The organism is Streptosporangium sp. 'caverna' (genome assembly GCF_003203775.1).
Taxonomy (GTDB): Bacteria; Actinomycetota; Actinomycetes; order Streptosporangiales; family Streptosporangiaceae; genus Streptosporangium; species Streptosporangium subroseum.
This window is the reverse complement of sequence record NZ_CP029711.1, coordinates 8,806,217-8,832,174: the sequence shown is the minus strand read 5'-3', so window position 1 is coordinate 8,832,174 and position 25,958 is coordinate 8,806,217. Positions and strand designations below refer to the sequence as shown.

Annotated in this window: 18 protein-coding genes; 12 read left to right on the top strand and 6 right to left on the bottom strand. The window is 69.0% G+C overall.

Translation table 11 applies throughout. The features are described 5' to 3' along the window. Window positions 1-214: 214 nt before the first annotated feature. Both DKM19_RS37920 and DKM19_RS37915 read left to right on the top strand, forming a co-directional pair. Entirely contained in the window at window positions 215-1,099 is an 885-nt protein-coding gene (locus DKM19_RS37920) for a glycosyltransferase family 2 protein (protein ID WP_204358418.1), read from the top strand. 64 nt (window positions 1,100-1,163) lie between these two features. Beyond that, window positions 1,164-1,769 (top strand): NUDIX hydrolase, encoded by a 606-nt coding sequence (locus tag DKM19_RS37915; RefSeq protein ID WP_239513806.1) that lies wholly within the window; start codon window positions 1,164-1,166, stop codon window positions 1,767-1,769. Window positions 1,770-1,998: 229 nt separating this feature from the next. Here DKM19_RS37915 and DKM19_RS37905 read toward each other — a convergent pair whose 3' ends face one another. Beyond that, on the bottom strand, window positions 1,999-2,892 hold the full coding sequence (locus DKM19_RS37905; RefSeq protein WP_110702580.1) for a methyltransferase domain-containing protein: 894 nt from the start codon (window positions 2,890-2,892) through the stop codon (window positions 1,999-2,001). A 490-nt stretch (window positions 2,893-3,382) separates the two neighbouring features. Between DKM19_RS37905 and DKM19_RS37900 the strand changes: the two genes are divergently transcribed. Next, the gene (locus DKM19_RS37900; RefSeq protein WP_204358417.1) at window positions 3,383-4,468 is read left to right on the top strand and encodes a phosphotransferase family protein; all 1,086 of its coding nucleotides are present in this window, start codon (window positions 3,383-3,385) and stop codon (window positions 4,466-4,468) included. A gap of 120 nt (window positions 4,469-4,588) precedes the next feature. Here DKM19_RS37900 and DKM19_RS37895 read toward each other — a convergent pair whose 3' ends face one another. Beyond that, entirely contained in the window at window positions 4,589-5,602 is a 1,014-nt protein-coding gene (locus DKM19_RS37895) for an aldo/keto reductase (RefSeq protein ID WP_110702579.1), read from the bottom strand. Window positions 5,603-5,781: 179 nt separating this feature from the next. Here DKM19_RS37895 and DKM19_RS37890 point away from each other — a divergent pair, with 179 nt between their 5' ends. Beyond that, window positions 5,782-6,678, top strand: coding sequence for a helix-turn-helix transcriptional regulator (locus DKM19_RS37890; protein WP_110702578.1), 897 nt, complete (start codon window positions 5,782-5,784; stop codon window positions 6,676-6,678). A gap of 258 nt (window positions 6,679-6,936) precedes the next feature. Then, on the top strand, window positions 6,937-8,778 hold the full coding sequence (locus tag DKM19_RS37885) for an endo-1,3-alpha-glucanase family glycosylhydrolase (RefSeq protein ID WP_239513805.1): 1,842 nt from the start codon (window positions 6,937-6,939) through the stop codon (window positions 8,776-8,778). A 604-nt stretch (window positions 8,779-9,382) separates the two neighbouring features. Here DKM19_RS37885 and DKM19_RS37880 read toward each other — a convergent pair. Further along, entirely contained in the window at window positions 9,383-13,807 is a 4,425-nt protein-coding gene (locus tag DKM19_RS37880) for a cation-translocating P-type ATPase (protein WP_110702576.1), read from the bottom strand. Between the two features lie 83 nt (window positions 13,808-13,890). Here DKM19_RS37880 and DKM19_RS50135 point away from each other — a divergent pair, with 83 nt between their 5' ends. The 4 genes from DKM19_RS50135 (at window position 13,891) to DKM19_RS37860 (ending at window position 16,152) form a co-directional block, all read left to right on the top strand. Next, entirely contained in the window at window positions 13,891-14,490 is a 600-nt protein-coding gene (locus tag DKM19_RS50135) for a hypothetical protein (RefSeq protein WP_162642073.1), read from the top strand. 123 nt (window positions 14,491-14,613) lie between these two features. Further along, window positions 14,614-15,333: a hypothetical protein gene (locus DKM19_RS37870; protein ID WP_162642072.1), complete on the top strand. Its 720-nt coding sequence runs from the start codon at window positions 14,614-14,616 to the stop codon at window positions 15,331-15,333. 15 nt (window positions 15,334-15,348) lie between these two features. Then, window positions 15,349-15,594 (top strand): hypothetical protein, encoded by a 246-nt coding sequence (locus tag DKM19_RS37865; protein ID WP_110702574.1) that lies wholly within the window; start codon window positions 15,349-15,351, stop codon window positions 15,592-15,594. A 3-nt stretch (window positions 15,595-15,597) separates the two neighbouring features. Next, entirely contained in the window at window positions 15,598-16,152 is a 555-nt protein-coding gene (locus DKM19_RS37860) for a hypothetical protein (protein ID WP_110702573.1), read from the top strand. Between the two features lie 195 nt (window positions 16,153-16,347). Here DKM19_RS37860 and DKM19_RS37855 read toward each other — a convergent pair whose 3' ends face one another. Next, window positions 16,348-18,183, bottom strand: coding sequence for a potassium transporter TrkA (locus DKM19_RS37855; RefSeq protein ID WP_162642071.1), 1,836 nt, complete (start codon window positions 18,181-18,183; stop codon window positions 16,348-16,350). 148 nt (window positions 18,184-18,331) lie between these two features. Then, window positions 18,332-18,700, bottom strand: coding sequence for a hypothetical protein (locus tag DKM19_RS37850; RefSeq protein WP_110702571.1), 369 nt, complete (start codon window positions 18,698-18,700; stop codon window positions 18,332-18,334). A gap of 499 nt (window positions 18,701-19,199) precedes the next feature. Here DKM19_RS37850 and DKM19_RS37845 point away from each other — a divergent pair, with 499 nt between their 5' ends. Continuing rightward, the gene (locus DKM19_RS37845; RefSeq protein WP_110702570.1) at window positions 19,200-22,127 is read left to right on the top strand and encodes a glycosyl hydrolase; all 2,928 of its coding nucleotides are present in this window, start codon (window positions 19,200-19,202) and stop codon (window positions 22,125-22,127) included. A gap of 273 nt (window positions 22,128-22,400) precedes the next feature. On the opposite strand, the gene DKM19_RS37840 is transcribed toward DKM19_RS37845, so the two are convergent. After that, a complete protein-coding gene (locus tag DKM19_RS37840; RefSeq protein ID WP_110702569.1) occupies window positions 22,401-23,324 on the bottom strand; it encodes a hypothetical protein in 924 nt (307 codons plus the stop codon). 289 nt (window positions 23,325-23,613) lie between these two features. Between DKM19_RS37840 and DKM19_RS37835 the strand changes: the two genes are divergently transcribed. Both DKM19_RS37835 and DKM19_RS37830 read left to right on the top strand, forming a co-directional pair. Next, window positions 23,614-24,696, top strand: a complete 1,083-nt coding sequence (locus DKM19_RS37835; RefSeq protein ID WP_110702568.1) for a hypothetical protein — start codon at window positions 23,614-23,616, stop codon at window positions 24,694-24,696. A gap of 234 nt (window positions 24,697-24,930) precedes the next feature. Continuing rightward, window positions 24,931-25,887, top strand: coding sequence for a TIGR03885 family FMN-dependent LLM class oxidoreductase (locus tag DKM19_RS37830; protein ID WP_110702567.1), 957 nt, complete (start codon window positions 24,931-24,933; stop codon window positions 25,885-25,887). Window positions 25,888-25,958 lie beyond the last annotated feature (71 nt).

Genomic DNA, 25,958 nt, shown 5'->3' with positions numbered 1-25,958 from the left:
ACTTTAGGCGATCGGAACCGCTGGCCGTGGGCTGCCGGACCGCGTAGATCCGGCCCGGCACCTCGCGGCGTGCCGCCCGTCTCCGGGCTGACGCGGCGCTAGGGTGGGCGGGTTAATGCAAGGGAAACACCACATGGCCAGACCACATCGCCCGCCCTCCAGCACGTGGCACCGCTCCTACACGCCGAGCGCTTCACCCCGTCCGGGAGACGTGATGACCAGCCCGAAGCCCACCGTCGACGTGGTGGTCCTCACCATGAACGATCGGCCCGCCGCGTTCGGGCAGGCGATGGCCTCCCTCCTCGCCCAGCAGGACGTCGAGCTGCGTGTGGTCATCGTGGGCAACGGGGTCGAGCCCGACCATGTGCCGGCCGGTGTGAGCACCGTTACCCTGCCCGCCAACGAAGGCATCCCCCAGGGCCGCAACGTCGGCGCCGACGCCCTGACAGGGCCGGGCCGCGGCGATTTTGTGTTCTTCTTCGACAACGACGCCGTCCTCCCCACCCCCGACATCCTCGCCCGGCTCGTCGCCGAAGCCCGCCGCCACCCCGAAGCCGCCTACATCCAACCCCGCATAGCCGACCCCGACACGGGCGTCACCATGCGCCGCTGGGTCCCGCGCCTGCGCGCCGGCGACGCCACCCGGCCCGGCACCATCACCGTCATGGCCGAAGGCGTGGTCCTCATACGTCGCACCGACTACGAGCGGGCCGGCGGCTGGCCCGGCCACTTCTTCCTCTTCCACGAGGGCATCGACCTGAGCTGGAGGCTGTGGGACCTCGGGCGGACCGGCTGGTACGCGCCCGGCATCGTCATCCACCACCCCGCCACCGACCCCGCCCGGCACGACACCTTCTACCGCCTCGTCGCCCGCAACCGCGTCTGGCTCGCCTATCGCCGCCTGCCCGCCGTCCTGATCCCCGTCTACCTGACGATCTGGACGTTGCTCAGCATCGCCCGGATCCGATCCCGCGCGAACCTCGCCGTCTGGTTCGCCGGTCTGCGGGAAGGCCTCAAGGGCGGACACGGCCAGCGCCGACCGATGTCCTGGACCACCGTGCTGAGGCTGACGCTCGCCGGCCGCCCCCCGATCGTTTGAGCGTCTCCGTCAGGCGTGAACTCAGGCGGAGAGAATGTCACCGCGCCTTGGCATCATGAGGACCGTGACCGCCCTCGGTGCATCAGACATTCCGGATCAGACTCTTCGGGCTCGGCTGGCGGAGCTGCTGGAAGGCATCCGTCCCTGGGATGACCAGGAGCGCGTCCACCTCGCCGCGGCAGCGGAGTGGATCGCCGGCGGAGCTCCGCTGTATCGGGTCCGGAAGCCCGATGTCCCGGCGATGCACCTGGTCAGCTACTTCGTGGTCCTCGACGAGTTCCACGGGCGGCTTCTGCTTGTCGCCCACCGCAAGGCCGGCCTGTGGCTTCCCAGCGGCGGCCACGTGGAGCCGGGGGAGGACCCGTGGGACACGGTGCTCCGTGAGTGCCGCGAGGAGCTGCATATCGAGGCCGTCCCGTCAGCGGTCTCCGGCACCCGCCCGTTCTTTCTGACCATCACGCAAACGCGCAGCCGGGAGCGGCACACCGACGTGTCGTTGTGGTACGTCCTGCGATCGGCGATCGACGACGTCACCTCCTTCGACGAGGGTGAATTCGAAGCGATCAGGTGGCTGTCGCCGCAGCAGGTCCTCGCCGAGCCCGAGGACATCCTCGACCCCCACATGCACCGGTTCACCCGCAAGCTCATGGCGGCCGTCGCCCATGCGTGACCACACTCACCGCACCACGGGAGACCGTTGACAGGGACGAGCCGCCGCACATCGTGCCGCGGGTGGATACCCGGGCGTACCCGACCGGTGTGTCGGCACCGGGGTTGCGGGACGTTTCCGAGACGATGCTCGGCATGACGACCGCCCCCGTAAGGGGCTACTCCTGCGGCCCGAAAATCTCCTCGACGAACAGCGCTGTGGGCAGGTCGGACAACGCCTGGATCCGCACCTAACCGAGTGCCGGCGGGTGCTCGGCTGGACGGCGTCCCCAGGCCGAGATCAGCGGCGCGAGTGTCAGGTCGAGTTCGCCCCCGTGGATGGCGGCCAAGTGCGCGTCGATCTCGGCGTCGTCGGCCAGGCCGGCCGCGAGCAGCTCGCCGCGCACCTGCCGGATGGTCGCGGCCTCCAGCCGGTCGCAGGCTAGCCCGCCGACCGGGAAAGAGCCCGTCGCGGCTACATCCACCAGGCCGGCCTCACGCAATGCCCGCGGCAGTGTCCGGCCGTAGCGCAGGTCCGCGCCGCGGCGCGTCAGCAGCTCCCGGACCGCGTTGCGCAGCCGGTTGGCCCGCCGCTGCGCCGGGCCGCTGTCGTCCAGGCACGCCAGTGGCTGCAGAGCGGTGTCGGCGTCCTCGACCAGCAGCCAGCCGCCGGGCCGCAGCGCCGCGGCCATCGTGGCCAACGCCCGAGCCCGGTCGGGTACATGGACCAGCACGAGCCGGGCGTGCACCAGATCGAACGTCCCCGGCTCCGGGGGCGGATCAGCGGCGACGTCGTGCCGGCGCACCTCGTACCCGCCGCCTGCCTTCAGCCACGACGGGTCGATGTCCGTGGCCAGCACGTGCCCGGTCGGACCGACGGCCGCCGCGAGCGCCTCCGGGATACTGCGGCCACCGGCCCCCACCTCCCAGCAGCGCGAGCCAACCCCGACCCCCAGTCGATCGAAGTGCCCCCGCGTCACACCGTCGAACAGCTCGGCCAGCCAAACGAATCGCTCGCCCGCCTCGGCGCGCGCGTTGTCCAGCAGGTACCCGCGGGCGGGAGCGGGCTCTCCACCGAGCGCGGTAGTCCCGCCTATCGGATCCGGTCGGCCACCGACGTGCGGCGGGCGGGGCGAGGAGGTCATCACTACATGGTCATCTCACCAGACCACCAGCGCCACGACGACGGGAGAGGGATATCTCACACAGATGACAGGGCCTTGACGATCGTCCGCCGTCGACCCGGTACTTCTTCTCGATCGCACGGCCCGACATCCCCGCGCGGGCATCCCGGCGGATCGCGGCGTAGAGCTCGACCTTCGAAGGGGGCATGGGGACGCTCCTTCATCACGAAGCGCATCCGGCGTCTCACCGTAAGCCATGCTGTGCGGTCAAAACTCATGAACAACGACTTCACCGGAACAGGGCCGCGGTCACACCCGGCGAGCAACCACGGTCAACTCTCACGAGCAGAACCATGCGTGATCATCTGCTGGCGACGCCTGAAGACCTCGTTTCCTGGCGAAGCGTCAGCGACCGGGGCCGTGCCGAAACCGGCATGACGTTCCCGTCGCACCTGTGGTCGGATGCTCTTCGTCCGAGACCCACTCGCGGACCACGTCAGGAAGGAAGTAGATGACCGACCGTGACCTGCCCGACACCGGGACGATCGAGGCCGTCCTCGCATCCCATGAGGGCGCATGGGGAGCCGGAACGCGCGTGCTCTCGGTGCAGGACCTGTCGCCCGGACTGGGACAGGCAGCAGTCCTTGGGGTGAGCACCACCGCACCAGACGGTTTCCCGTCCCGGTGGATCGTCAAGATCCCCGGTTGGGGTCACCAGTCCCTGCTCGACTCGCGTGACAGCCAACTGGACCGCCGCGAAGCCCACTTCTTCGGCAGCGGCATTCCCGCTCTGCTGCCCTGCGGCCTGGCCACACCGCCGGACGCGACAGTGGTCAGCCACAACGGTCTCGCCTGGATTGTCATGCGCGACATCGGCATTGCTCTGCACCAGCCCTGGAACCCCGCCGCCGCCACAACGACCGCCCTGCGCACCGCGCTGTTGTATGTCCCAGGAGCCTTGCACCCCGACCTCCTCGACACCCCCTGGCTGGAGCACGAAGGCTACGCCGCCTACACCCACCACATCCCGGCCGGACACGACAACCTCGACGCCCTGGCCCACGAGCCGCAGCTCAAGGCACTGTTCACTCGCGAGCAGGTCCACGCCCTGCACACCTGCCTGGACGCGGCCGCGGAGCTGAACTCACGCGCCGCCACGCTACCCACCACTCTCGTCCACGGCGATCTCACCCCGCGCAATGCCGGCCTGGACCGAGACGACGCTCTCGTCCTCATCGACTGGGAGCACGTCGGCGTCGGCCCCGTGGGCTTCGACCTTGGCACCTTCGTCTCTCTCTACCGCGCCTTCGGCGGCCACGGCGAGCTGGACGAGCCAGCCCTCCTCGAGGTCTACAGCCAAGCCCTCAGTGACCTGGCCGACACCGAGATGCGCCACTTCGCCGCCCTCGGCTTCGCCACTGTCCACCTCACCTGGGGACTACACCTACGTCTCGGCCCCGGCCTGACCGCAGTACGTCAGGGCTTCCAAGGCGAGACCCCGGAAGAACTCGCCACACACCTCGATGACATCCGCTCGGGGTGCCTGCGCGCCCTGTCCTGGGCATCTGCGGCCGGAGTAGGCGCCGCGGGCCACTGACAAGCCGTCCGGCCGAATCGCGGGTCCCGGACGCCCGCGTAATCGCGCCCGAGCATGGGAAGCGGCAAACCAGACAGGCATCGGTCCACCCGGCTCATTCTGTTGCGACTCCCAAGCCGGTCAGCGGCGGCGGAGGCGCTTGTCTCCGATCGCGGGTGACGCGGCGAGGTAGTTGTCCGCCGGGTTGATCTCGGTGCCGGGAGGCACGATCTCGTCGATCCGGTCGAGCACGTCCTCGCTCAGCTCCACGTCGGCACCTGCCAGGAGATCATCGAGTTGCTCGGGGGTGCGGGGGCCGATCAGGACGGAGGTGACGGCCGGGTGCGACCGGACGAACGCGGTGGCCAGATGGGAGAGCGGCATTCCCGCCTCGGCGGCGAGTTCGGTGAGACGCCGGACGGCCTCCAGCCTCACCTGGTTGGCCGGGACCGACAGGTCGAAGGCCTGGGGAGCCGTCGCCACGCGGTGGCCCCGCGTCGGGTCCGCGCGCCCGGACAGCCAGCCGCTGCTCAGCGGACCGTAGGTCAGGACTCCCATGCCGTAACGCTGCGCGGTGGGCAGTACGCCGCCTTCGACGGTTCTCGTGAGGATCGAGTATCGCGGCTGCTCCGTGCGGAATCGGTGGTGCCCGCCGCGGTCCGCGGCCCACTGCGCCTCGACGATCAACTCGGCGAGGAAGGTCGAGGAGCCGATCGCGCGCACCTTGCCCGAGCGGACCAGGTCGGAGAGCGCCGCGAGTGTCTCGTCGATGTCGGTGTCCGGGTCCGGCCGGTGCATCTGGTAGAGATCGATGTGGTCGGTGCCGAGCCGCCGCAGGCTGTCCTCCACGGCGCGCTTGGTCCACAGCGGTGAGCCTCCGCGCTGGTTGGCGTCCGGGCCCATGGGAAGGGCGAACTTCGTCGCGAGCACGACGTCGTCGCGCCGGCCCTTGATCGCCTTGCCGACGATCTCTTCGGACTCGCCCCGTGAGTAGACGTCGGCCGTGTCGACGAAGTTGACGCCGGCGTCCAGCGCCGTGTGGATCATGCGAATCGACTCCTCGTGATCCGCGTTGCCCATGGCTCCGAACATCATCGTCCCGAGCGCGAACTCGCTGACCGATATCCCGGTCCCACCGAGAATCCTGCGCTTCACCACTGTCCTCGCCTTTCTGGCCCCGACCCCGCCGGCCTGATCACCGTCGGTGGCCGTACGTCCAGCCAACTACGGCCCGGCCTTCTCCGGCGCCACGGGAGGGGGCCGCTTCTACCAGGGGTCCAGCAGAACCCCTCTCGCGGATCGACCCCTCCTCACCCTCTCCTAGTCTGAATACCATGAGTGACCACTCCTCCGGCGCCGAGGGCAATCCGGAGCTCCGGGAGTTCCTGCGCTCCTGCCGGTCCCGGATCACCCCCGAGGAGGCCGGGCTGCCGGTGCGGCCGGGCACGCGGCGGGTGCCGGGCCTGCGCCGGGAGGAGGTGGCCCAGCTCGCCGGGGTGAGCGTCGACTACTACGTACGTCTGGAGCGAGGCCGGCGCCTGAACGCCTCCGAGAGCGTGCTGGACGCCGTCGCGCGGGCGCTGCGCCTGAACGACACCGAGCGCGCCCACCTCTTCGCCCTGGCCAGGCCCACCCGCGCGCGGCCCCGCCCGATGCCGCCGCAGCGGGTGCGGCCCGGGCTGCGCCGGGTGCTGGAGACCATGACCGAGACCCCGGCCATCATCACCGGCCGGCGCCTGGACGTCCTGGCCATCAACAGGATGGGCCGCGCGCTGCTCACCGACTTCGACGCGCTGCCGCACCGCGAACGCAACATGGCCCGCTTCATCTTCCTCGACGAGGCCGCCCGCGACCTGTACGCCGACTGGGAGACGGCCGGCCGCGGCGTCGCCGCCACCCTCCACCTGTACGCCGGAAGTCATCCCCATGACCCGCAGTTCGCCGAGCTGATCGGTGACCTGTCCATCCGGAGCAAGGACTTCCGCCGCTGGTGGGCCGACCATGACGTCAATCGCGGCACCCACGGCACCAAGAATTACCATCATCCCCTGGTCGGCGACCTGACCCTGGAATACGAGGCGTTCGTCCCCACCGGCAATCCCGAGCAGACCCTCGGCCTGCACACCGCCGAGCCCGGCTCCCCGTCCGAGCACGCCCTGCGTCTGCTGGCCGCCTGGACGGACGAACAGGCCATACCGGCGCCGCCGGACTCCGGCCACCATCGCGGCTGATCACTTACCGTCCCGCGGGCCTCGCCGGTCTCGTTCATCGATGACGGGATCCGCGAACCGGTCTCCACCAAAATCTGGTTTTTCCCTGAAAAAACCTAACTTGGTGACATATTGCGTTCCATGATTTTTAAGGGGACCCCCTTATCGGCTGGTCCAATAAAAAAGATCTTAACTGTCCTCACGGCCGTCGCACTCGCGGGTACGGTAGGCGCGCCCTCGGAGGCCTCGGGCACGAAGGCCGCCGTCGAGAAGATCACGGTGGCGGCCGCCGCCGACATCTATGTCAGCCAGGCGAGCCCCACCCTGAACCATGCCGACTACACGTGGCTGTCCGTGTGCCCGAAGGCCTGCGACGGGGTCGCCAACTCCGAACGACGCGCCCTGCTCCGGTTCGACGTCGCCGGTGTTCCCTCCGGTGCGACGGATGTCACGATGGCGCTGGAGCTCCAACCCGCGCGGTCAACCGGTACGACCGTGGCGGTGCACCCGGTCACCGCGGCATGGGAGGTCGCCTCCACGTCGTGGACCAGGCAGCCGGCGTTCGGGTCGGCGATCGCCGAACGGACCGGCTTCACCAGCGGTGAGGTGGCTCGGCTCGACGTCTCGTCCGCGTTCGAAGGGAACGGCGACTACTCCTTCGGCCTGACGGCGTCGGCGGGCGCCCAGGCGGTCCTGCACTCCTCCCGCGCGCCGGGCGGCCTGGGGCCGCGTCTCGTGATCTCCTACACCGAGGCGCCGGTGGTCGCGGAGGGGCCGCTGCCGTTCGACCTGCCCTCCGTCCAGGCACTGCGTGCCTCGCCGAAGAAGGTGTTCGCGCACTACTTCACGCCCTATCCCGTCTCCTTCGACAACAAGGCGGAGAGCGAGGACTACTACACCAGGAACTACCTCAACCCCGCCGGGGAGTCGGGCAAGCACATCGCGTACGGCGGGCTGCTCCGCGACCGTCCGCTTCCGCGAGCCCCGCTGTCCGGCAACTGGCAGCTGGCGGACATGGAGAGGGAGGTGCGCACCGCCAGGGCCGCGGGCATCGACGGCTTCACCCTGGACATCCTCTCGCTGACCAGCCAGAACTGGACGCGGGCCAAGCTGCTGATCGAGGCCGCGGAGAACGTCGACCCGGGCTTCGGCATCGTCCTCATGCCCGACATGACGTCACTGAAGGCCGACGCCGCCACCCTCGCCACGTCGATGGCCGAGCTGGCCGAGTCGGACTCGGCCTACCGCCTGGGTAATGGGAGCCTGGTCATCTCGCCGTTCAAGGCGGAGAACCAGACCGCGGCCTGGTGGTCGGGCTTCATCAACGAGATGCAGCAGGCACACGGCATCAAGGTGGCGCTGGTCCCGGTTTTCCTGAATTTCGCCGCCAACTACAAGGCCTTCGCCCCGATCAGCCATGGCTTCTCCAACTGGGGCAACCGCAGCCCCAACCAGCAGTCGGGCGCCGCCGGCAACATCAAGACGTCCCACGACCTCGGCAAGATCTGGATGCAACCCGTGGCCATCCAGGACGAGCGGCCCAACCAGGGCATCTACGACGAGGCGAACAACACCGAGAACCTCCGGGTCACCTGGGACAACGCCATCTCCGGCGGGACCGACTGGGTCCAGCTCACCACGTGGAACGACTTCTCTGAGGGGACGCAGTTCGTGCCGTCCGCGCACAACGGCGGCGCCTACCTCGACCTCTCGTCGTACTACCTGACCAAGCTGAAGACCGGGACGTCTCCGCCGATCGTCCGTGACACCGTCTACCTCACCCACCGGGTCCAGATGGCGGCCGCGCGTCCCACGTCCGGCACGCAGACCAAGTTCATGACTCCGCGTGCCAATACGAGCACGCCCCGCGACACCGTGGAGATCCTGTCCTTCCTCACCGGGGCGGCCACGGTCAAGGCATCGATCGGGGGCACCGCCCAGAGTTACCAGGCTCCGGCCGGGGTGAGCGCCCAGCGGTATCCGCTGAAGTACGGCACCAACGGCGTGTCCGTGACACGGGGCGGCGTGACGACCGCCGAGGTCGCCTCGCCGTTCGAGGTCCGCCAGGACTTCTCGGTGCAGGACCTGCAGTACAACGCCGTGAGCAGCGGCCGCAGGTAGTCCCTCGCCGACAGGCGACGACAGGTGACGACAGGTGACACGGCCGTCCGCGAGCACATCCGGGAGCGTGGACGGTCGTGTCCGGGTCGTGGAGCGCCTCGCTGATCGTCTGCGAGGGCGGAGATCGTCTTCATGCGATTCGGTGGCTCGCCACCTAGCTCGGCCGGACCCGGGGGACTTTGGCCGTACCCGAGGGAAAGATTCCTGCTACGGCCTCAACGGGCTCCTGAAGGCCGGCCGTCACGGAAGTGATCCGGGATCACTGAAAGCACCGGGGTGGAGTCACCCGGTGTGCTACCCCTGCCGATCCGCCTCGGGCCTCTGGCCACGGGATGCGCGCGGGGTCTGCTTCGGCCCTTCCGCGCCCAGAGGGCGGCGGTGGGCGGCACGTTGAGTTTTAGGCAGGCAGGAGGCCTCCACGACGGGCCATCGAGAGGGCGAGGGACTGAACGATGCGCATGACGAGCGCCTCGAGGAGAAGAAAAACCGCCTTGGCAAGAACCGAGGACAGGAATCCAGACATAACAACCTCACTATGAGAAACGGTCTCTTAGTGGGATGTTTTAGCAGTAAGTTGTATGAAACGGCTAGTCCTAGTTTCCAATCAGTGAACACTCGGTGACATCTCGCGCGTCATCGGCTCGATCACCATGCCAACAAGCGTGGCCGCACCGGCGCTCCCGAGGGCGATGCTCCATCCCACGGGCCCGAGCGGGCGGCAGCCGAAGAACCGGCAGAGAACCGGCAGCGAGACGGTCGTGCCCAGGACGACGAGAGATCCAAGGACGGCCAGCACGACAAAACGATCCCTGCTGCCCATGGCCAGGGTCTGGAGCAGCTGGGCCGACACCAGTGCGACCATTCCGATCGTGTTCGCCCGCACCTGTGTGCCGGTCATCCGCCCGATCGTCCAGCCGACGCCGGCCGCGGTCGCCGTGACGGCGGCGCGCAGGTAGATGTCGCGGGTCAGGGAGGCGCCCAGCGAGGCCTCAGGGCCCTCGGCGAGCAGCTTCTCCGGACTGGTCGACGCCGGAGGCCGTACGGCCACCGCCATCGACGGCAGCATGTCGGTGAGAAGGTTGATCAGCAGTAGCTGGCGGGCGTTCAGGACGTTCTGCCCGGCGATCAGGCTGGACGCGACCGTGAAGATGATCTCGCCGAGGTTGCCGCCGAGCAGGATGCTCAGGGCGTCGCGGACCGAACCCCACATGGCCCGGCCCTCGATGATCGCGTCGACGATCGTCTCGATGCGGTCGTCGGTCACCACGACGTCGGCGGCCGCACGGGCCGCCTGGGTGGCGCGCGATCCGAGGGCGATCCCCACCTCCGCGGTGCGGATCGCGGGAGCGTCGTTGGCGCCGTCGCCGGTGACCGCCACGACCTCGCCGGCGCGGCGCAGGCAGCTGACGATCCGGGCCTTGTGCGCCGGGGTGGTCCTGGCGAAGACCGACACCTCGGGCAATACCTTGATCAGGTCGTCGTCGTCGAGCGCGTCCACCTCCGGGCCGGTCATGGTCCGCCCGTGGTCCAGGACGTTGAGCTCGCAGGCGATCGCCTCGGCGGTGCTCGGATGATCACCTGTGATCATGACGACCCGGACGCCCGCCCGCACCAGACGGCCGACGCTCTCCGCCGCCGTGGGCCGGACGGGGTCGGCCAGGCCGAGGAAGCCTAGGAAGGTCAGCCCGTCGACGCGGGACTCGTCAAGATCGCTCCGGTCGGAGGCGGGGCGCTCAGCCACCGCGAGCACCCGGTATCCCTGGTGGGCGAGCCTGTTCATCTCCTCTTCGAGCTCCGCCCTGAGGGAGGCGTCGAGGGGAATCGTCTTGTGGTCGCGGAGCATGTTCTTGCAACCGGTGAGCACGATCTCCGGGGCGCCCTTGACGCTCAGCAGCTGCCCCGAACCACCCTGGCCGAGTACGGCGTGGTAGCCGCGTCCCGGTTCGAAGGGAAGCTCGTCGACCCGTTCCCAGGTGTCGGCGTCCAGCCCCTCGTCGGGCGTCAGACCCAGCTTCTCGGCTCCCTCGATGACGGCCCGGTCGGTGGGGTGGGGGATGGGCCGTTTGTCGTATCGCGGGCTCGCGCGCAGCCCGGTGATCACGACCTGCTTCAGCTCGGGCGACAGGTCCTCGACGGTGCCTCCGGTGTGCCCGTCCGAGACGTAGCGCAGGGTGATGTGCCCTTCGGTCAGCGTTCCCGTCTTGTCGAAGCAGAGCACGTTCACCCGGCCGAGGGCCTCGATCGTGGAGGGGTTGGGCACCAGGGTGTTGCGGGTCGACAGCCGCCGGGCGGCGGCGAGCTCCGCGACCGAGGCGACGAAGGGCAGGCCCTCGGGGACCGCTGCGACGGCGAGGCTCACCGCGGGTGCGAGCGCCGCCGATATCGATCTTCCGCGGAGCAGCTCGGTGACGAGCAGGACGACCCCGGCGCCGATCGAGAGCGGAAGGATCCGCCGGCTCAGCGCCTGCAGCCTGAGCTGCACGCCGGTCTGCGGATGCTGTTCCACATCGAGGTTGGCGGTCCGTGACGCCTCGGTCGCCGCGCCCGCGGCGACGACCACGGCGAGTCCGTGGCCGGCCGCCACCGTCGTGCCCTCGTAGACCATCGAGCTCCGGTCGGCGAGGGCGGACGCGTTGACGGGAGCCGGCGACTTGGTGACGAGCAGGGACTCGCCCGTCAGGCTCGCCTCGTCGACCTCAAGCCCGACGGCGGTGAGCACGCGGCAGTCGGCCGGTACGGCGTCGCCCGCGCGCAGCTCGATGACGTCGCCCGGTACGAGGTTGTCGGCGGTCGCCTCCTCGTTCTTACGGGGGCGGCGGAGCCGTACGCGGACCGCGACCGACTCGGTCAGGCGGTGCAGCGCCTGGTCGGCGGCGTATCGCTGGCCGCCCCCGATGAGCGCGTTGATGAGCATGACCGCGGCTATCAGCACGCTGTCGGAGATCGAACCGACGACGGCGGACACGCCCGCCCCCGCTCCCAGAACCGGGGTCAGCGGGTTGGCCAGCTCCTCGACGGATGTACGGAGCAGCGAATCGGGGCCCCGGGAATCCTCGGGATCCGCGTATTTCCTGCGCTTCGAGGCTTCCGCTGCGGTGATTCCCTTAAGGGATGAATTGAGCCAAGAGAGGACGTTTTCGGGGGACATGGCGTGCCAGGGAGTGCGGTCGGCGGGGACGGGGAGGTTTCCGCGGCCGATGTTCCGGGCCGCCCACTCGCCCATGCCGATCGCGGTCAGGGTCGTGCAGTCGCCCACCATGTTGGCTCTGTTCACCGCTGTCGCCGGAGCCCCGACGGTCGTCAGCGTGATTCCGAGGGCCGCTCCCGCCGCGCTGAGCCATACGCACTGCTCGCCCGTCCTCCTCGCCGGGACCAGGCAGCTCAGGAGCAGATGGACCCCGTCGATCTCGGTGATCACGTCCCCGTCCCACGGCATCCGGCCCGACTGGTCCAGCACGCCGATGCCCAGATCGGCCTGGACCAGCGCGGATCCCGAACGCTTCGACACCACGGCGACCCCGTGACCGTCGGCCTGGAGCGCGCGGATCGCGGTGGCCAGCCGTCTGCCGCCCGGCAGGACCTCGTCGATGGAGAGTCGCCGGCCGAGTCCTTCGTCACCGCCCGCCAGCATCACGGTGCACCCGGCCCCGGCCGCGGCGACGATGGCGTCCGTCAGAGGTTCGATCGCCGGCGCCAGGCCGACCAGGGCGATCAGGTCGCCCTGCCTCGTCACACCGATGGGCCGAAGTCCCCGGGCCTCCCATTCCTGGGCGTCCTCCGGGGTGAGCCTGTCCAGGTCCGTCAGCGGCTCCGCGACCCACGAGTCGTTCTCCCGCCGCTTGCTCGGGTCACTGAAGTTGATCAGGGTATAGAGCCGCGCGTGCAACTTGTCGATGTTCAGATCATCGGCGAGCGGTACGACGCGGTCGATCGTCCAGGAACCGGTGTTGAGCATGTCGGCGTCGAGGACGACCGTGTCGATGCCGTCCAGGTGGCGCAGGGCGGCACTGTTGAGAACGATCGTGCCCCGCTTGGCCAGAACACGTCCGACCGCGGCGGCGAAGGCCTCGGTGCCGCTTCTGGCGGCCTTGGGCGTCGTTGTGATCAGCATGGCGAGCCCCTGCTGCCTGCTGTTGCTCACGAGATGCGTCACTATGGAGGCGCCCAGCGCCGCCGGGCTCACGAAACGCTGGAACCGTTCCACAGGGCTGTGGGCCAGGGGAGCCGGACGTCGTTTCCTCGCCGGCCGGATATGGCGGTAGCCCCCCTTCGCGGAGGCCAGTTTCTGCTCGTGCAGCTCCCACGCCTGCCGCATGCCACGTGCCTCCACGTAGCGGCTGGCGGCGGTCACCGACTGGACGAGCAGTCCGGTCGGACGCAGCGCGAGCGTATGGGTGACGATGTTCGCCGTCGCGAACAGGGCACTGACGGCAGGGCGACCGAGGCGGTGCTCCAGTTCGTGACGGATACGCGGGGTGGACTCAGCCAGTTGCAGCAGGGCGGGAACGGCGGGGGAGAGGCTCGGTGCCTGGATCGTGCGCCCGGCGAGCGCCAGTCCGGTCCCGATCAGGCTCGCGCCGAGGCGGATGCCGGCACGGGTGTGATGCCCCACCATGCTGGACAACCCCGACCCCTGCGTCTGATCCTTGTCGGCCTCCTCGCCGTCGTCCTCGTCGAACTCCTCATCGAAGTCCTCGTCGTCCTCGTCACCGTCCTCGTCGATGTCGAACTCATCGATGATCGACAACAGCTTGTCGAGGTCGATCGAGTCCGTCTCACCTCCCACGAAGATAGAGCCGAGGGCGCCGTTGACCTCGGCTCTCTCGACTCCCTGCAGCGTGAGGAGCACCTCTTCGAGCCGTCGTGCGACCCGACCGGTGCCCGGGCCACCGACCGTGCTCAGCGCGATATGGAGTCCTCCGGCACACGTTCGCATCTCACGAGGGCGCGGAAGGATGTTCCGGATGGCGTCGGGCATGACGCCCCACACCGCTGCGGTGGAAAGCGTGAGCACACGCGACAAAGACATTCAGTTCTCCAGTGACAAACATTCAGATCAAGCCGTGATGACCCGTGGCCCGGTCAGCCGTGTCACCGCGAGCATTTGATCACTTGGACGCACTCCTACTGCCCGTACCGGCCTGCGCTCGGGGAGCAGACCTCGCGGTGCTCGCCCGGGAACCGGCGGCCCTCGTGGAACCGGCGGCCCTCGTGGTGGAACCGGCGGACCTCGTGGAACCGGCGGCCCTCGTGGTGGAACCGGCGGACCTCGTGGAACCGGCGGCCCTCGTGGTGGAACCGGCGGCCCTCGTGGTGGAACCGGCGGCCCTCGTGGAACCGGCGGCCCTCGTGGTGGAACCGGCCGACCTCGTGGTGGAACCGGCGGCCCTTGCGGTGGAACCGGTGGACCTCGCGGTGGAACCGGCGGACCTTGCGGTGCTCGCCCGGGAAGTGGAGGACCTCGTGGTGCCCGCGGCCCGGCGGGTGGACCCCGTGGTGGCAGATCCCGTGGTGCCCTGCGACGACGCGCCGGACCCCGTGGTGCTCTGCGACGACGCGGCGGACCCCGTGGTGCTCTGCGCCCGGGAAGAGGACCTGGCGGGCCCGTTCTTCCCGCGGGCACGCTGGGCGATAAGCGTTCCAACCCCGATGGCGGCGGCCACCGGCCATTCGATCAACCCCGCGACCGCGAGCGCGCCGAGACCTCCGTAGTAAGCAATGCGCTCCGGCGGCGGAAGGAACGACTTGGCGGTGTCGACGGCCTGACCGACTTCCTGCCGGTTGACGTGTGGCATGGGGACATGCGGCATAGAAGGCATGGAGGGCATAGAAGGCATGGAAAGGTTCGGAGGCCGGACCTGCAGGGTCATCATCGGCAGATTCAGGGTGAGTGGATGCCCGGCGCTCTTCCGCCCCGTCGCCTTCGATCCCGTCGCCTTCTGTCCTGTCGTCGGCTTCTGCTCAGCGGACATCTGGTCCGTGACCTTCGGCCTCGTGGACTTTGACGCGGTCGCCGCCCTTGCTCGCTGGCCCGCGGGCTTCGGCGTGGCGGTCGCCTTCGCCTTCTGGCCTGCGGACTTCAGCGTGGACGTCGTCTTGGCTTTCGCCGACGAGGCCGCCGCCCTTACTCTCTGGCCTGCAGGCTTCGGTTTGGCGGTCGCCTTCGCTCTCGACGACGCGGGTTTTGGCGAGGTCGCTGCCTTTGCCGTCTGGCCTGCGGACTTCAGCGTGGACGTCGTCTTGGCTTTCGCCGACGAGGCCGCCGCTCTTACTCTCTGGCCTGCGGGCTTCGGTTTGGCGGTCGCCTTCGCTCTCGATGATGCGGGCTTCGGTGCGGCGGTCGCCGTCTGGCCTGCGGACTTCAGCGCGGACGTCGTCTTGGCTCTAGCCGACGAGGCCGCCGCCCTTACTCTCTGGCCTGCGGGCTTCGGCGTGGCGGTCGCCTTCGCTCTCGACGATGCGGGCTTCGGTTTGGCGGTCGCCTTCTGGCCCGAGGGCTTCAGTGCGGACGTCGTCTTGATTCTCGTTGACGAGGTGGCTGCCTTCGCTCTCTGACCTGCGGGCTTCAGCGTGGACGTCGTCTTGGTTCTTGTTGACGAGGTGGCTGCCTTCGCTCGCTGGCCTGCGGGCTTCGGCGTGGCGGTCGCCTTCGCTCTCGGCGACGCCGGCTTCGGCATGGCGGTCGCCTTCGCTCTCGGCGACGCCGGCTTTGACGCGGTGGCTGCCTTTGCCTTCTGTCCCGTGGGCTTCGGTGTGGCGGTCGCCTTCGCTCTCGGCGATGTGGTCTTCGCCGCCGCGGACGCCTTTGCTTTCTGACCCGTGGGCTTCGCCGCGGCGACCGTCTTCGCCTTCTGGCTCGCGGGCTTCGGTGTGGTGGTCGCCTTCGCCTTCTGGGCCGCAGGCTTCGCCGCGACGGTTGTCTTCGTCCTCGGCGACGCGGGCTTCGCCGCAGCGGTCGCCTTTGTCCTCGGCGACGCGGGCTTCGCCGCGGCGGTCGCCTTTGCTCTCGGCGACGCCGGCTTTGACGCGGTGGTTGCCTTTGCCTTCTGGCTCGTGGGCTTCGGCGTGGTGGTCACCTTCGCCTTCTGGCCCGTGGGCTTGCGCTCGGCCGCTGCCCTCGCCGTCGGTGGCGACGGCTGCTCCTTTCCGGCCTTCCGGTCAGCGGGCATGGTGGACTTCGGCGGCGTACGGGTGCCCCGCCTGCTGGTGGTCGTCTCACTCGCAGTCATTACCCCTCCTCGCAAGAGTCGAGAAAACAGTTCAAGGGGAGTCTGCGGGAGGTTGATGATGCCCCCCACCTGCTGTTTGTGGCCCAAGAGCCATTTTCCTAACCTTCCTGGAGCCGAGGCTGTCGAAACTCGCCCAAACCTTTAAATCGGACATTGGGTCAGAATTGTTCGCTCCGAGCGAGACGGGTGTCCGCGGTCGGCGTGTTCGGGGTTCGAGGTTGGTGCGCTCGGAGTTCGGGACCGCGGCGGAGGATCTCCCTTGGTTCTCCGAGGCCGTTCGCCCTCTTGCGGCGGGCCGGCCCACGCTCGGGGACGTTCCTGCGACGGCAGGTTCCGGAGGTCAGCCGTCGGCCAGCACGATCACCATGTCGCCGGCCCGGAAGGTGAGGCACTCACTCTTCGGCGGGTTCAGGACGATGCCGGTCTCGCCCGCCGTACGGCCGCTGCGGTAGCCGATCGCGACCTCGCCGTACGCTCGTGCGGCCGCCACCACGGTCGCGTAGCGGACCGGGGCGGACAACCGCACGTAGTCCGCGGCGGGCTTGATGTAGATCTCCTGCCCCCCGGCGTCGAACAGGTCGGCGAACAGCCGGCAGCGCTGCGGGTTCTCGGCAATCTGGATCATCAAAAGGCTGGTGATTTTGGAGCTGACGATGAAGTCGTCCACCTCGGTGACCTCCACGAGACGCCTGTCGCAATCTCTGACGATCTCCGTCACCAGGGTGTGCTGCCATCCGTGCCTCCTGCTCATGTCTCGGACGTGCAGGAGGGTGAGGAACGTGCGTGAATCCGCGACCTGGGCGCCGAGCCGGTCATCGGCCAGGATCAGAACGTGGTCGTAGGATCCGAGGTCCAGCGATTCGAGAGTGCCGCGCAGCGTGACGTCCCCGGTCTCGTGGCGGAGGGTCAGATTGTTCGTCCGGGCCGACAGGGCGCTCATCTCGGATGTCATCCGGGGGTCGTCGGCCACGACCGTCAGCTGCGAGCCCGGTGGCATGTAACGGTCGAACTCCGCGACGATCGCGGCACCGCGGTTGTTCCAGTCGAGAACGATGACGCGGCGGGCCAGGGGACCGCGCTCGACCGTGGTGCGGATCGCCTCGACGTCCACCTCGGTGGTCGAGCGGATCGGCTCTGTGCCGTCGTCGTCCGAGATCACGATGAGCAGGTCGTCCGCGCCGATCCGGGTCTCATGCGGGGGATTCAGGAGAACTCTCCCCTCTTGCACCAGACCGATGAGGGAACAGTTCTCCAGGGCCGGCAGGGCGTCGCCGAACCTTTCGCCGGTCAACTCCCGCGCCAGGCCGATGTAGATCTCGTCGCCGTCGAAGCTGAGAAGGTCGTCGTAGACCGCTGACAGACCGGTGTGCAGGCAGGTCTGGACCATGATCCGTGCGGCGATCTCGTCGATGTCGACGACCTGCGCGCCGCTTCCGCCCGCGAGGCGAGCCGGGGCGAGATTGTGCGGATCGCGGATGCCGGCCACCACCTGAACCTCCGGGCGCACCCCCGCGGCGTCGAGGGCCAGGAGGCTTTTGATGGTCCTGGCGTCGGAGTCGTCCTCGGAGCCGAGCACGATGACGGCCTTCGCCCGCTCCGGACTGACGATGGGCACGTCTATCGGATCGGTGGGGTTTCCGGTGCGGCACACGACGCGCAGATGCCGGGGCAGGTCGAGCCTGTCCCTGATCGCCTCCTCCATGGCCACCCGGTCCTGCTCGGCGAGGATCGCCACGCAGGTCCTGCCCCTGCTGACGTTGGCGACGGCGAGCTCCGCCAGGGTCAGGAACACCTGCTCGGACCAGCCGAGCATCACGGTGTGACCATGCTCGATCACCCGTGACCGGCCCTTTCGCAAGGTTGCGAGCTTGAGGTCGAGCCCCGTCTGGATCAGCCCGATGAGCGTGCTGAAGATCACGACTCCGGCCAGGGCGAGGAGCAGCATGCTCGCGAGGAACACCGGAGAGCCGTTGTCGTTGGTCACCATGGAGGGTGCCATCGTGCGCATCAGGCCCGACCACAGGGCGGACGGCAGATCCATGGCCCGTGAGGAGAGGGTGAGGAGGGCCGTCGCACCGATCGTCGCCATGGTCAGCGCCACGAGACAGAGCAGGCCGGTCATCGCCACGGCTCCCCGGGCGATGAGGTTGTCAAAGCGGTATCGCAGACGCTTCAATCGCCGGCCTCCCATGACCATGACTGTGGGTCGGTAAACCATTGCTTTAAGTGATTATTGCCCGGTCGTTAGGAGAGGGGGCGGAAAAAGCTCTGGCCGGACCTTGGAGGAGGTCCGGCCAGAGCCGATGGTCCCGCGACGGATCGGATCAGGTGACGTTCGCACAGATGGCGAAGACGCTGATGCCGACCTCGTTGTAGCCGGCCTGGCGGCCGATGCCGATCCAGCCGGTGCCGTCATCGGTGGGGAAGGAGCCGACCAGGATGGCGCCGTTGCCCCGTGCCTCGGCGCCGCCGCCGACGACCCGCTTGCCCGCGGGGCACCAGAGCGTGCGGCGGGCGAAGTTGGGGACGTTGGCGTTGGGCAGTCTGGCGAGGAAGTAGCCGGTGAAGTCGGCGGCGCTGGAGGGGGCCAGGGGGGCGGACGCCGTCGCGGGCGCGGCGACGGCCAGGGCGGCGACGCTCGTGCAGCCGACAAGGGCGGCCAGGGCGAGGGTCGCGAGTTTCCTGCGTGGCACGTTCTCTCCTGGGGCGAGAGGGGTCAGAACAGTCACGCAAAGTAAACAAGTCGCTACGTTGAGTGTCGAGTCTTGGTTCTGTCACCTCTCGGCGGGTTGTGCCGGGTGCGCCGATCATGCACGGGCGCGACGGGAATGCGCCGGAGACAAGGAGGCGGGGCGCTTCGGGGCGCCTCCGGACGCGGGCGTCCTGCAAGAGCCGACCGGCGATGGGTGCCGTCGGTTGAGAGAGCGCTCTCAGATCAGGGTACGGCTATCGCGCGCTGATTAACCAGGGCCATGGTGCAATGGCGGCGGATGCCGGTCGCGCTCCCCGCGTGTCGTAAACCCCTGTTCTGCGGGGAAATGCCCTCCTGCCTGCATCTCTGAGGTTTACTTATTCGTTACCAATACGAAACATTGACGCCCGCCGAATGGGCCATTACTTTCTCGGTCAGAGAGCGCTCTCTCAGATTGGTTCGCCGAAGATCCCGATTCCTCTCCCCGGAGGCACCCCCCAATGGATCCCTCGATCCGGACCACGGGTCCGGACAGCGCGTACCCCCGTGAAGGACGATTCATCCGCCGCTCCCGGAACCACCGGCGCGGCCTCGCCGCCGGAGTGGTCATCGCGATGGTGGCCGCCCTGTTCGGCTTCGGCGTCGCCCGCTCCGCCGAGGCGGCCACGCTCGGAGCCGGCAGCTACGCCGACACCCTGCCCGCCGGCCGTTCGCTGCCGAGCGGCTGCGGCTCCGTCTCCACCAACCCCCGCCAGTGGGTGACCGCCAACGCGCCGGCCGGCGCCGTGCCGACCAACGACTGGTGGTCGTCGATCCTCTTCAAGAAGACCGACTGCGCGTACGGCGAGCCGCTCTACGCCCACCCGATCTCCTACGACACCTTCGGCAACGGCCTCGGATTCTCCTACAACACCACCGCGGCGATCAGCGGCACGGCGACCGGTGTGAGCGAGTACCACTACCCCTACGTCCAGGACATCCGGGTCGGCGTCGCCGGGCTGAACTCACCCGACGTCAAGGTCGACGGCTGGAGCGACTGGACCGTCACCCCGTACTGGAGCGGCGGCGGCCGGACCATGAAGGCCACCATCGGCCACGGCCTGCCGTTCAGCTACTTCCAGGTCACCGGCGGCGACGCGCAGATCACCACCTCCGGCACCCCGGCGGTCTGGTCCAACAGCGGAGCCACCATCGGCTTCACCGCCAACGGGCACGACTACGTCGCCTACGCCCCGACGGGCGCGACCTGGACGGTCAGCGGGACGACGATCAGCTCGGCCCTGGCCGGCCAGGGCTTCTTCTCGGTGGCGGTGCTGCCCGCGGGCGGCGACCGCGCCGCCCTGGCCGCCACCTACGGCCAGTACGCCCACGCGCATGTCACCGGCACTCGCGTCTCCTACGCCTACAACCAGTCGGCGAGCACGCTCACCACGACGTACGCCTTCACCACCACGGCCAGGCAGGGCACGGCGACCGGCACGGTCATCGCGCTCTACCCGCACCAGTGGAACTACCTGACCGGCTCGACGCCGTTCGCGCAGACCTACACCTCGGCGCGCGGCCAGATGAAGATCGTCACGGGCACCCAGTTCAGGACGACGATGAAATACACCGGCGTGCTGCCGGAGGTGCCCGCCGTCGGCGACAGCAGCGGCGCCGACCTCACCACCATCACCAACCAGCTCAACGCGGAACTGGCCAACCCGGCGGACATCCGTGGCGACGACACCTACTGGACCGGCAAGGGCCTGGGACGCGCCGCCCGCATCGCGGAGATCGCCGACCAGCTCAACCTGACCTCCGTACGCACCTCGGCGCTCAACGCCATCCGCACCCGTCTCAACGACTGGTTCACCGCCTCGCCGGGCAAGACCAGCCGGGTCTTCTACCTCAACCCCACCTGGGGCACCCTCATCGGCTACCCGGCCTCCTACGGCTCCGATCTGGAGCTCAACGACCACCACTTCCACTACGGCTACTACATCGCGGCCGCCGCGACCCTCGCCAAGTTCGACCCGAACTGGGCCAAGAGCAGCCAGTACGGCGGCATGGTCGACCTGCTGATCCGCGACGCCAACAACTACGACCGCGCCGACACCCGGTTCCCCTACCTGCGCGACTTCGACATCTACGCCGGCCACGACTGGGCCTCGGGACACGGGGCGTTCGGCTCCGGCAACAACCAGGAGTCCTCGTCGGAGGGCATGAACTTCGCCAACGCCCTGATCCAGTGGGGACAGGCCACCGGAAACACGGCGGTCCGCGACGCGGGCATCTACATCTACACAACCCAGGCGGCGGCGATCCAGGAGTACTGGTTCGACACGCGCAACCAGAACTTCCCCACGACGTTCGGCCACAGCACGGTCGGCATGGTCTGGGGCTCGGGCGGCGCCTACGCCACCTGGTTCAGCGGCGAGCCAGAGATGATCCAGGGCATCAACATGCTTCCGATCACCGGTGGCCACTTCTACCTGGGTGACAACCCCGGCTACATCACCACCAACTACAACGAGCTGGTGACCAACAACGGCGGCCCACCGACCGTGTGGCAGGACGTCATCTGGGAATTCCTCGCGCTGGGCAACGGCGACACCGCCCTGGCGAACCTCCGTGCCAACCCCGGCTACACCCCCGAGGAGGGTGAGAGCAGGGCGCACACCTTCCACTGGATCCGCAACCTGGCCGCGCTGGGCAACGTGGACAGCTCCATCACCGCCAACCACCCGCTGACCAAGGTGTTCAGCAAGAACGGCGCCCGCACCTACGTCGCGTCCAACATCTCCGGCAGCGCGATCACGGTGACCTTCTCCAACGGCACCGTCCTCAACGTGCCGGCGGGCAAGACGGTCGCCTCCGGCGCCCAGAACTGGAGCGGCGGCAACGCGGGCGGCGGCACTCCTCCGACCGGCAACCCCACGCCGACCCCGACTCCCACCCCGACGCCGCCCACGGGCACCTTCGCCGCGACCCGCTACCTGCAGACGGGCGGGGCGCTGCCGGGCACCTCCGGTACGGCGGGCAACCTCACGCTGGCCGCCTCCACCGGCAACTCCAACGGCACACCCGTCAACCCGCAGGTGTTCGTCGCCACCGGCCTCACCGCCACCCACAACGGCGGCTCCGCCACCTTCGACCTATTCCTGGACGCGGGCGCCACGGTCGCCAACGGCAGCCAGATCCGGGTCTCCTACGACCTGACCGGAAACGGCAGCTGGGACAGGGTGGAGACCTACAACTACTTCGCCACCGACCCTGTGCCGGGCTGGGAGCACTACACCCAGGCCGCCGGTCTGCAGTCCTCGTCGGGAACGCTCGGCAACCTGTCGGGCGGTCAGGTGAGGGTGGAGGTCTGGAACGCCATCGGCAACGGCACCACCACCCTGGGCATCGGCAACCAGTCGCTGATAAGGCTCCCGTTCAGCTGAGCCCCTGGCGTCCTTCCCGGCTTTGAAAACCGCGGACCACCCGCACCCGGCCTTCCAACCGGGTGCGGGTGGTCCGCGGTTCACCGGCCCGGGCGATCCCGAAGCCTTCCCGCGCGGACACGGCACGCCCAGCCGCGCTCGAACGAACCCGTCTCGCCTGGCCGTCGCGGAACACCCCGGCCCCTGCCGAGCCCGACCCGCACACCACGAGGAAGCGGTGACGCGCGGGACAGGCCGGTCTCGCGAGGTGTGGCCGGTCGCGGGTCTCCGGGGTCAGTCGCTCCGGTGCCGCGCGGAGGCGGCCGAGAGCGAGGGCTCCAGGTTGTCCTCGTCCGAGGGCGGCCACCGCAGGCCGATCGGGCTCGTGACCGGAAACGTGCCCGACTCGACGATCGCGCCGGCCAGGGGGCGGAGCAGCCGGGCAAGCGTGGTGGTGAGCTCGTCTCCGAGGGCTCGCCAGGGACCGGCCGCCGCCTCGTCGGTCAGTTGCTCGATCCGGTCCCGCTCTTGCGCGCCCACGGCGGTCAGGCGGTCCGAGCCGTCGAGCCACCCCCGCTCGCGCAGGGCCTCGGCGCCGGAGATCCAGTCGGCGTCATCCCACTTCCGCCCCTGACGCAGGAGCTCCATGTCGGTCTCGTCGGCCGCGGCCTTGAGCAGGTGCGCCTGGACCGGAGACACGCCGTGAGCCACGAGGGCGGCCACGTGCCCGTCGCCCCGGTGCTCGCGCAGCGTGGTCGCGGCCTGCCACAGCCGCAGGTGCGGCTCGACCGGCGCGGGAAGAGCCTGGTTCGCCGCGCCGAGCACCCGGCCCGCGGTGTCGGCGTGCTCGGCGGCCTTCCAGGCGAGCGTGGCGGCCGCGCGCAGATCATCGGAGTCGAGCGTCGTGTCCGTGAGCAGGCGCTCCAGGGCGGCTCCCGCCCCGTCGAGCCGGGCTCGCAGCACGGAGGAGGGGGCCGCGAACGTCCAGGCGTCGGGGAGCGCCCGGCGCACCCGTGCCGGATGGAAGCCGTGGAAGGCGGCGGTGACGACGTCCGGGCCCACCGGCCCGAGCGGGGCCGCCCTCATCGCGAAATAGCCCATCCAGAATCCGCGCATGCCGATCGCGTCCGCTGCCGCCCGCGCTTCCGGGGCGAAATAGGTGACGGCGTGTAGAGGCTCCAGTAATTGCCACATGACACGTGGGACGTTCGCGTTCATCGTCGGCACGTTCTCACCCCTTTTCGTGGATCTTGGTTGATGGGCCTATGCGTTTTCACCCGGCAAGCATAGATATTTCGTGACGTCGTGTCTGGTCAGGACACTGACCCAATGTGTTTGGGACAGTCAGATCTCCTTGTGAGATTGGGTCTTCTCAGAGGTCGGCGGGCGGGTTATCAAGAGCAGGAACGAAATCGTGAGCCAGATACCCCGCCACTCGCTGCAGCCCTGCCGTACGGCTCCGCTGTCGTATCCGGCTGCCCATCCCCTCGATTCGACGGAGAGCGACATGCGTCAGTTACGAAAGGTCATTTTACGGATCCTCTGCGTCACCCTTCTGCTCGTGTCGGGCCTCGCCGCCACGGCCACGAGCGCGCAGGCCGCCGTACCGGACCGCTGGGGATTCGCCTACGTCAACGCCTACTCGGGCATTCCCAGCCCCGCCCACCAGGCGGGCAGCTGGTCCGTCGGGTTCAACGTCTCCGTCACACCCGGCGCCGTGGGCCAGTCGTTCGTGAGGTTCCCGCAGATCGCGACGACGGGTGGCGTCGTGCACGTCACGGCGGTCGCCCAGGACGCCTACTGGTGCCAGGCCCAGAACTGGGGACCGTCGGGCCCCGACCTCGTCGTGGCCGTGCAGTGCTACCGGTACGGCGGGGCTCCCGTGTTCGCCCAGTACACCGTCGTCTTCGAGACGAGCACGGGCACCCTGCCCGTGGCGCAGGGGTTCGGCTACGTCCACTACAACGGGGCCTTCATCGCCGGCCAGTTCAACTCGGTCTCCGCTCCGAACAGCGTCACCGGGGGCGGCGGCAGCTGGACGGTCTCCCTGCCGGGCCTGGGCTCGCCGGCGGCCGCGGGCAACATCCAGGTGACCGCGGTCAACCCCACGCAGCCCGCCCGCTGCAAGGTCGCCGGATGGACCCCGACGGCGAGCGGTCAGATGATCCAGGTGCGCTGCTTCAACGCGACGAACGTGCCTCTCAACACCGGCTGGACGCTGACCTACCAGCGTGAGCGGGCGATCACCGGGGCGGCGATCCCGCCGAAGAACTTCGCCTACACCTTCGACCTCTCCAGTGCACCCGGCCCGTACGCACCGACGCCCGTCGGCATCAACCACAACTCCCAGCTGGGCGTCAACACCGTCCAGAGCTCCGGAGTCGGCCTGCGCATGGTGCTGTTTCCCCAGGTCGCCGCAGCGCCCACCCACGTCCAGGCGACCGCGTTCGGACCCGGGCCCGAGTTCTGCAACCTGCAGACCCTGTGGACCCTGAGCGGAACCACCGTGTTCGTCCGCAACGTCGCCTGCTACAGCGCCGGCACCCGGGTGAGCCACCGCTCGATGACCACCTACACCTCGGCCTTCTGAGAGCACCCGAGCCCGGCGCACGCCGTCGATGCGGCGTGCGCCGGGCGGAGGCCGTACCGCCCGCGTGAAGTCGTCGGGTCGAAGGGGAGGTGGCGGCTCACCTCCTCGGGGACGCCCGTCTCCGGTCTCGGGAGCCTTCCCGAAAACGAGGAAGTGCCTCGGAGGGCGTTCGCGCGGGTCCATCTCCGGCGTGAAAGCCGGAGTACGGGCCCGCATCTCGGGCAGCCGGAGACGATGACGACTTATGGGTTTCACTCCTCACACGAGCAGATTCATCCGGCGGAGCTGCTGAAGGCGGTGACGCGGGCCGAGCAGGCGGGGTTCGGGGCGGCGATGTCGTCGGACCACTTCTCCCCGTGGAGCGAGAGACAGGGGCAGTCCGGATTCGCCTGGTCCTGGCTGGGCGCGGCCCTCCAGGCCACGGAACTGCCGTTCGGCGTGGTCAACGCCCCCGGCCAGCGCTACCATCCCGCGATCATCGCCCAGGCGATCGGCACCCTCGGGGCGATGTTCCCCGGACGCTTCTGGGCCGCACTCGGCTCGGGCGAGGCGAGCAACGAGCACATCACCGGCGATCGCTGGCCGCGCAAGGAACTCCGCATGGCGCGCCTGCGGGAGTGCGTCGACGTCATCCGGGCGATGCTGGCGGGGGAGGAGGTCAGCCATGACGGCCTGGTGACCGTGGACCGCGCCCGCCTGTGGACCCGTCCGGACGTCCCGCCCAAGCTGGTCGGCGCGGCGGTGAGCGTCGAGACGGCGCGGTGGTGCGCGGAGTGGGCCGACGGCCTGATCACGGTGAACGGGCCCCTGGAGAAACTGCGCGAGGTCGTCGGGGCCTACCGGGACGCGGGCGGGAAGGGCAAGGCGGCCCTCCAGGTCCATCTCAGCTGGGCCGAGAACGACGAGGAGGCCATGGCGATCGCCCACGACCAGTGGCGGAGCAACGTCTTCTCCCCGCCGGTGAGCTGGGACCTCGAAACCGCCGAGCTCTTCGACGTGACCTCCGCCGACGTCTCGCCGTCCCAGGTCGCCGAGGTGGTCAACGTCTCCTCGGACCTGGGCTGGCACGCGGCCCGGCTCAACGAGTACGCGGAGGTGGGTTTCGAGGAGATCTACCTGCACCACGTCGGTCAGGAGCAGAGCGCCTACATCGACGCGTTCGGCGCGAAGGTACTGCCCCAGCTCCACTGACGGCGCGGTCTTCTCGAAGGTGATCTCCAGGGAGGTCGAGACGTTGCCCCTGGTGACATGACCTCCCCTCA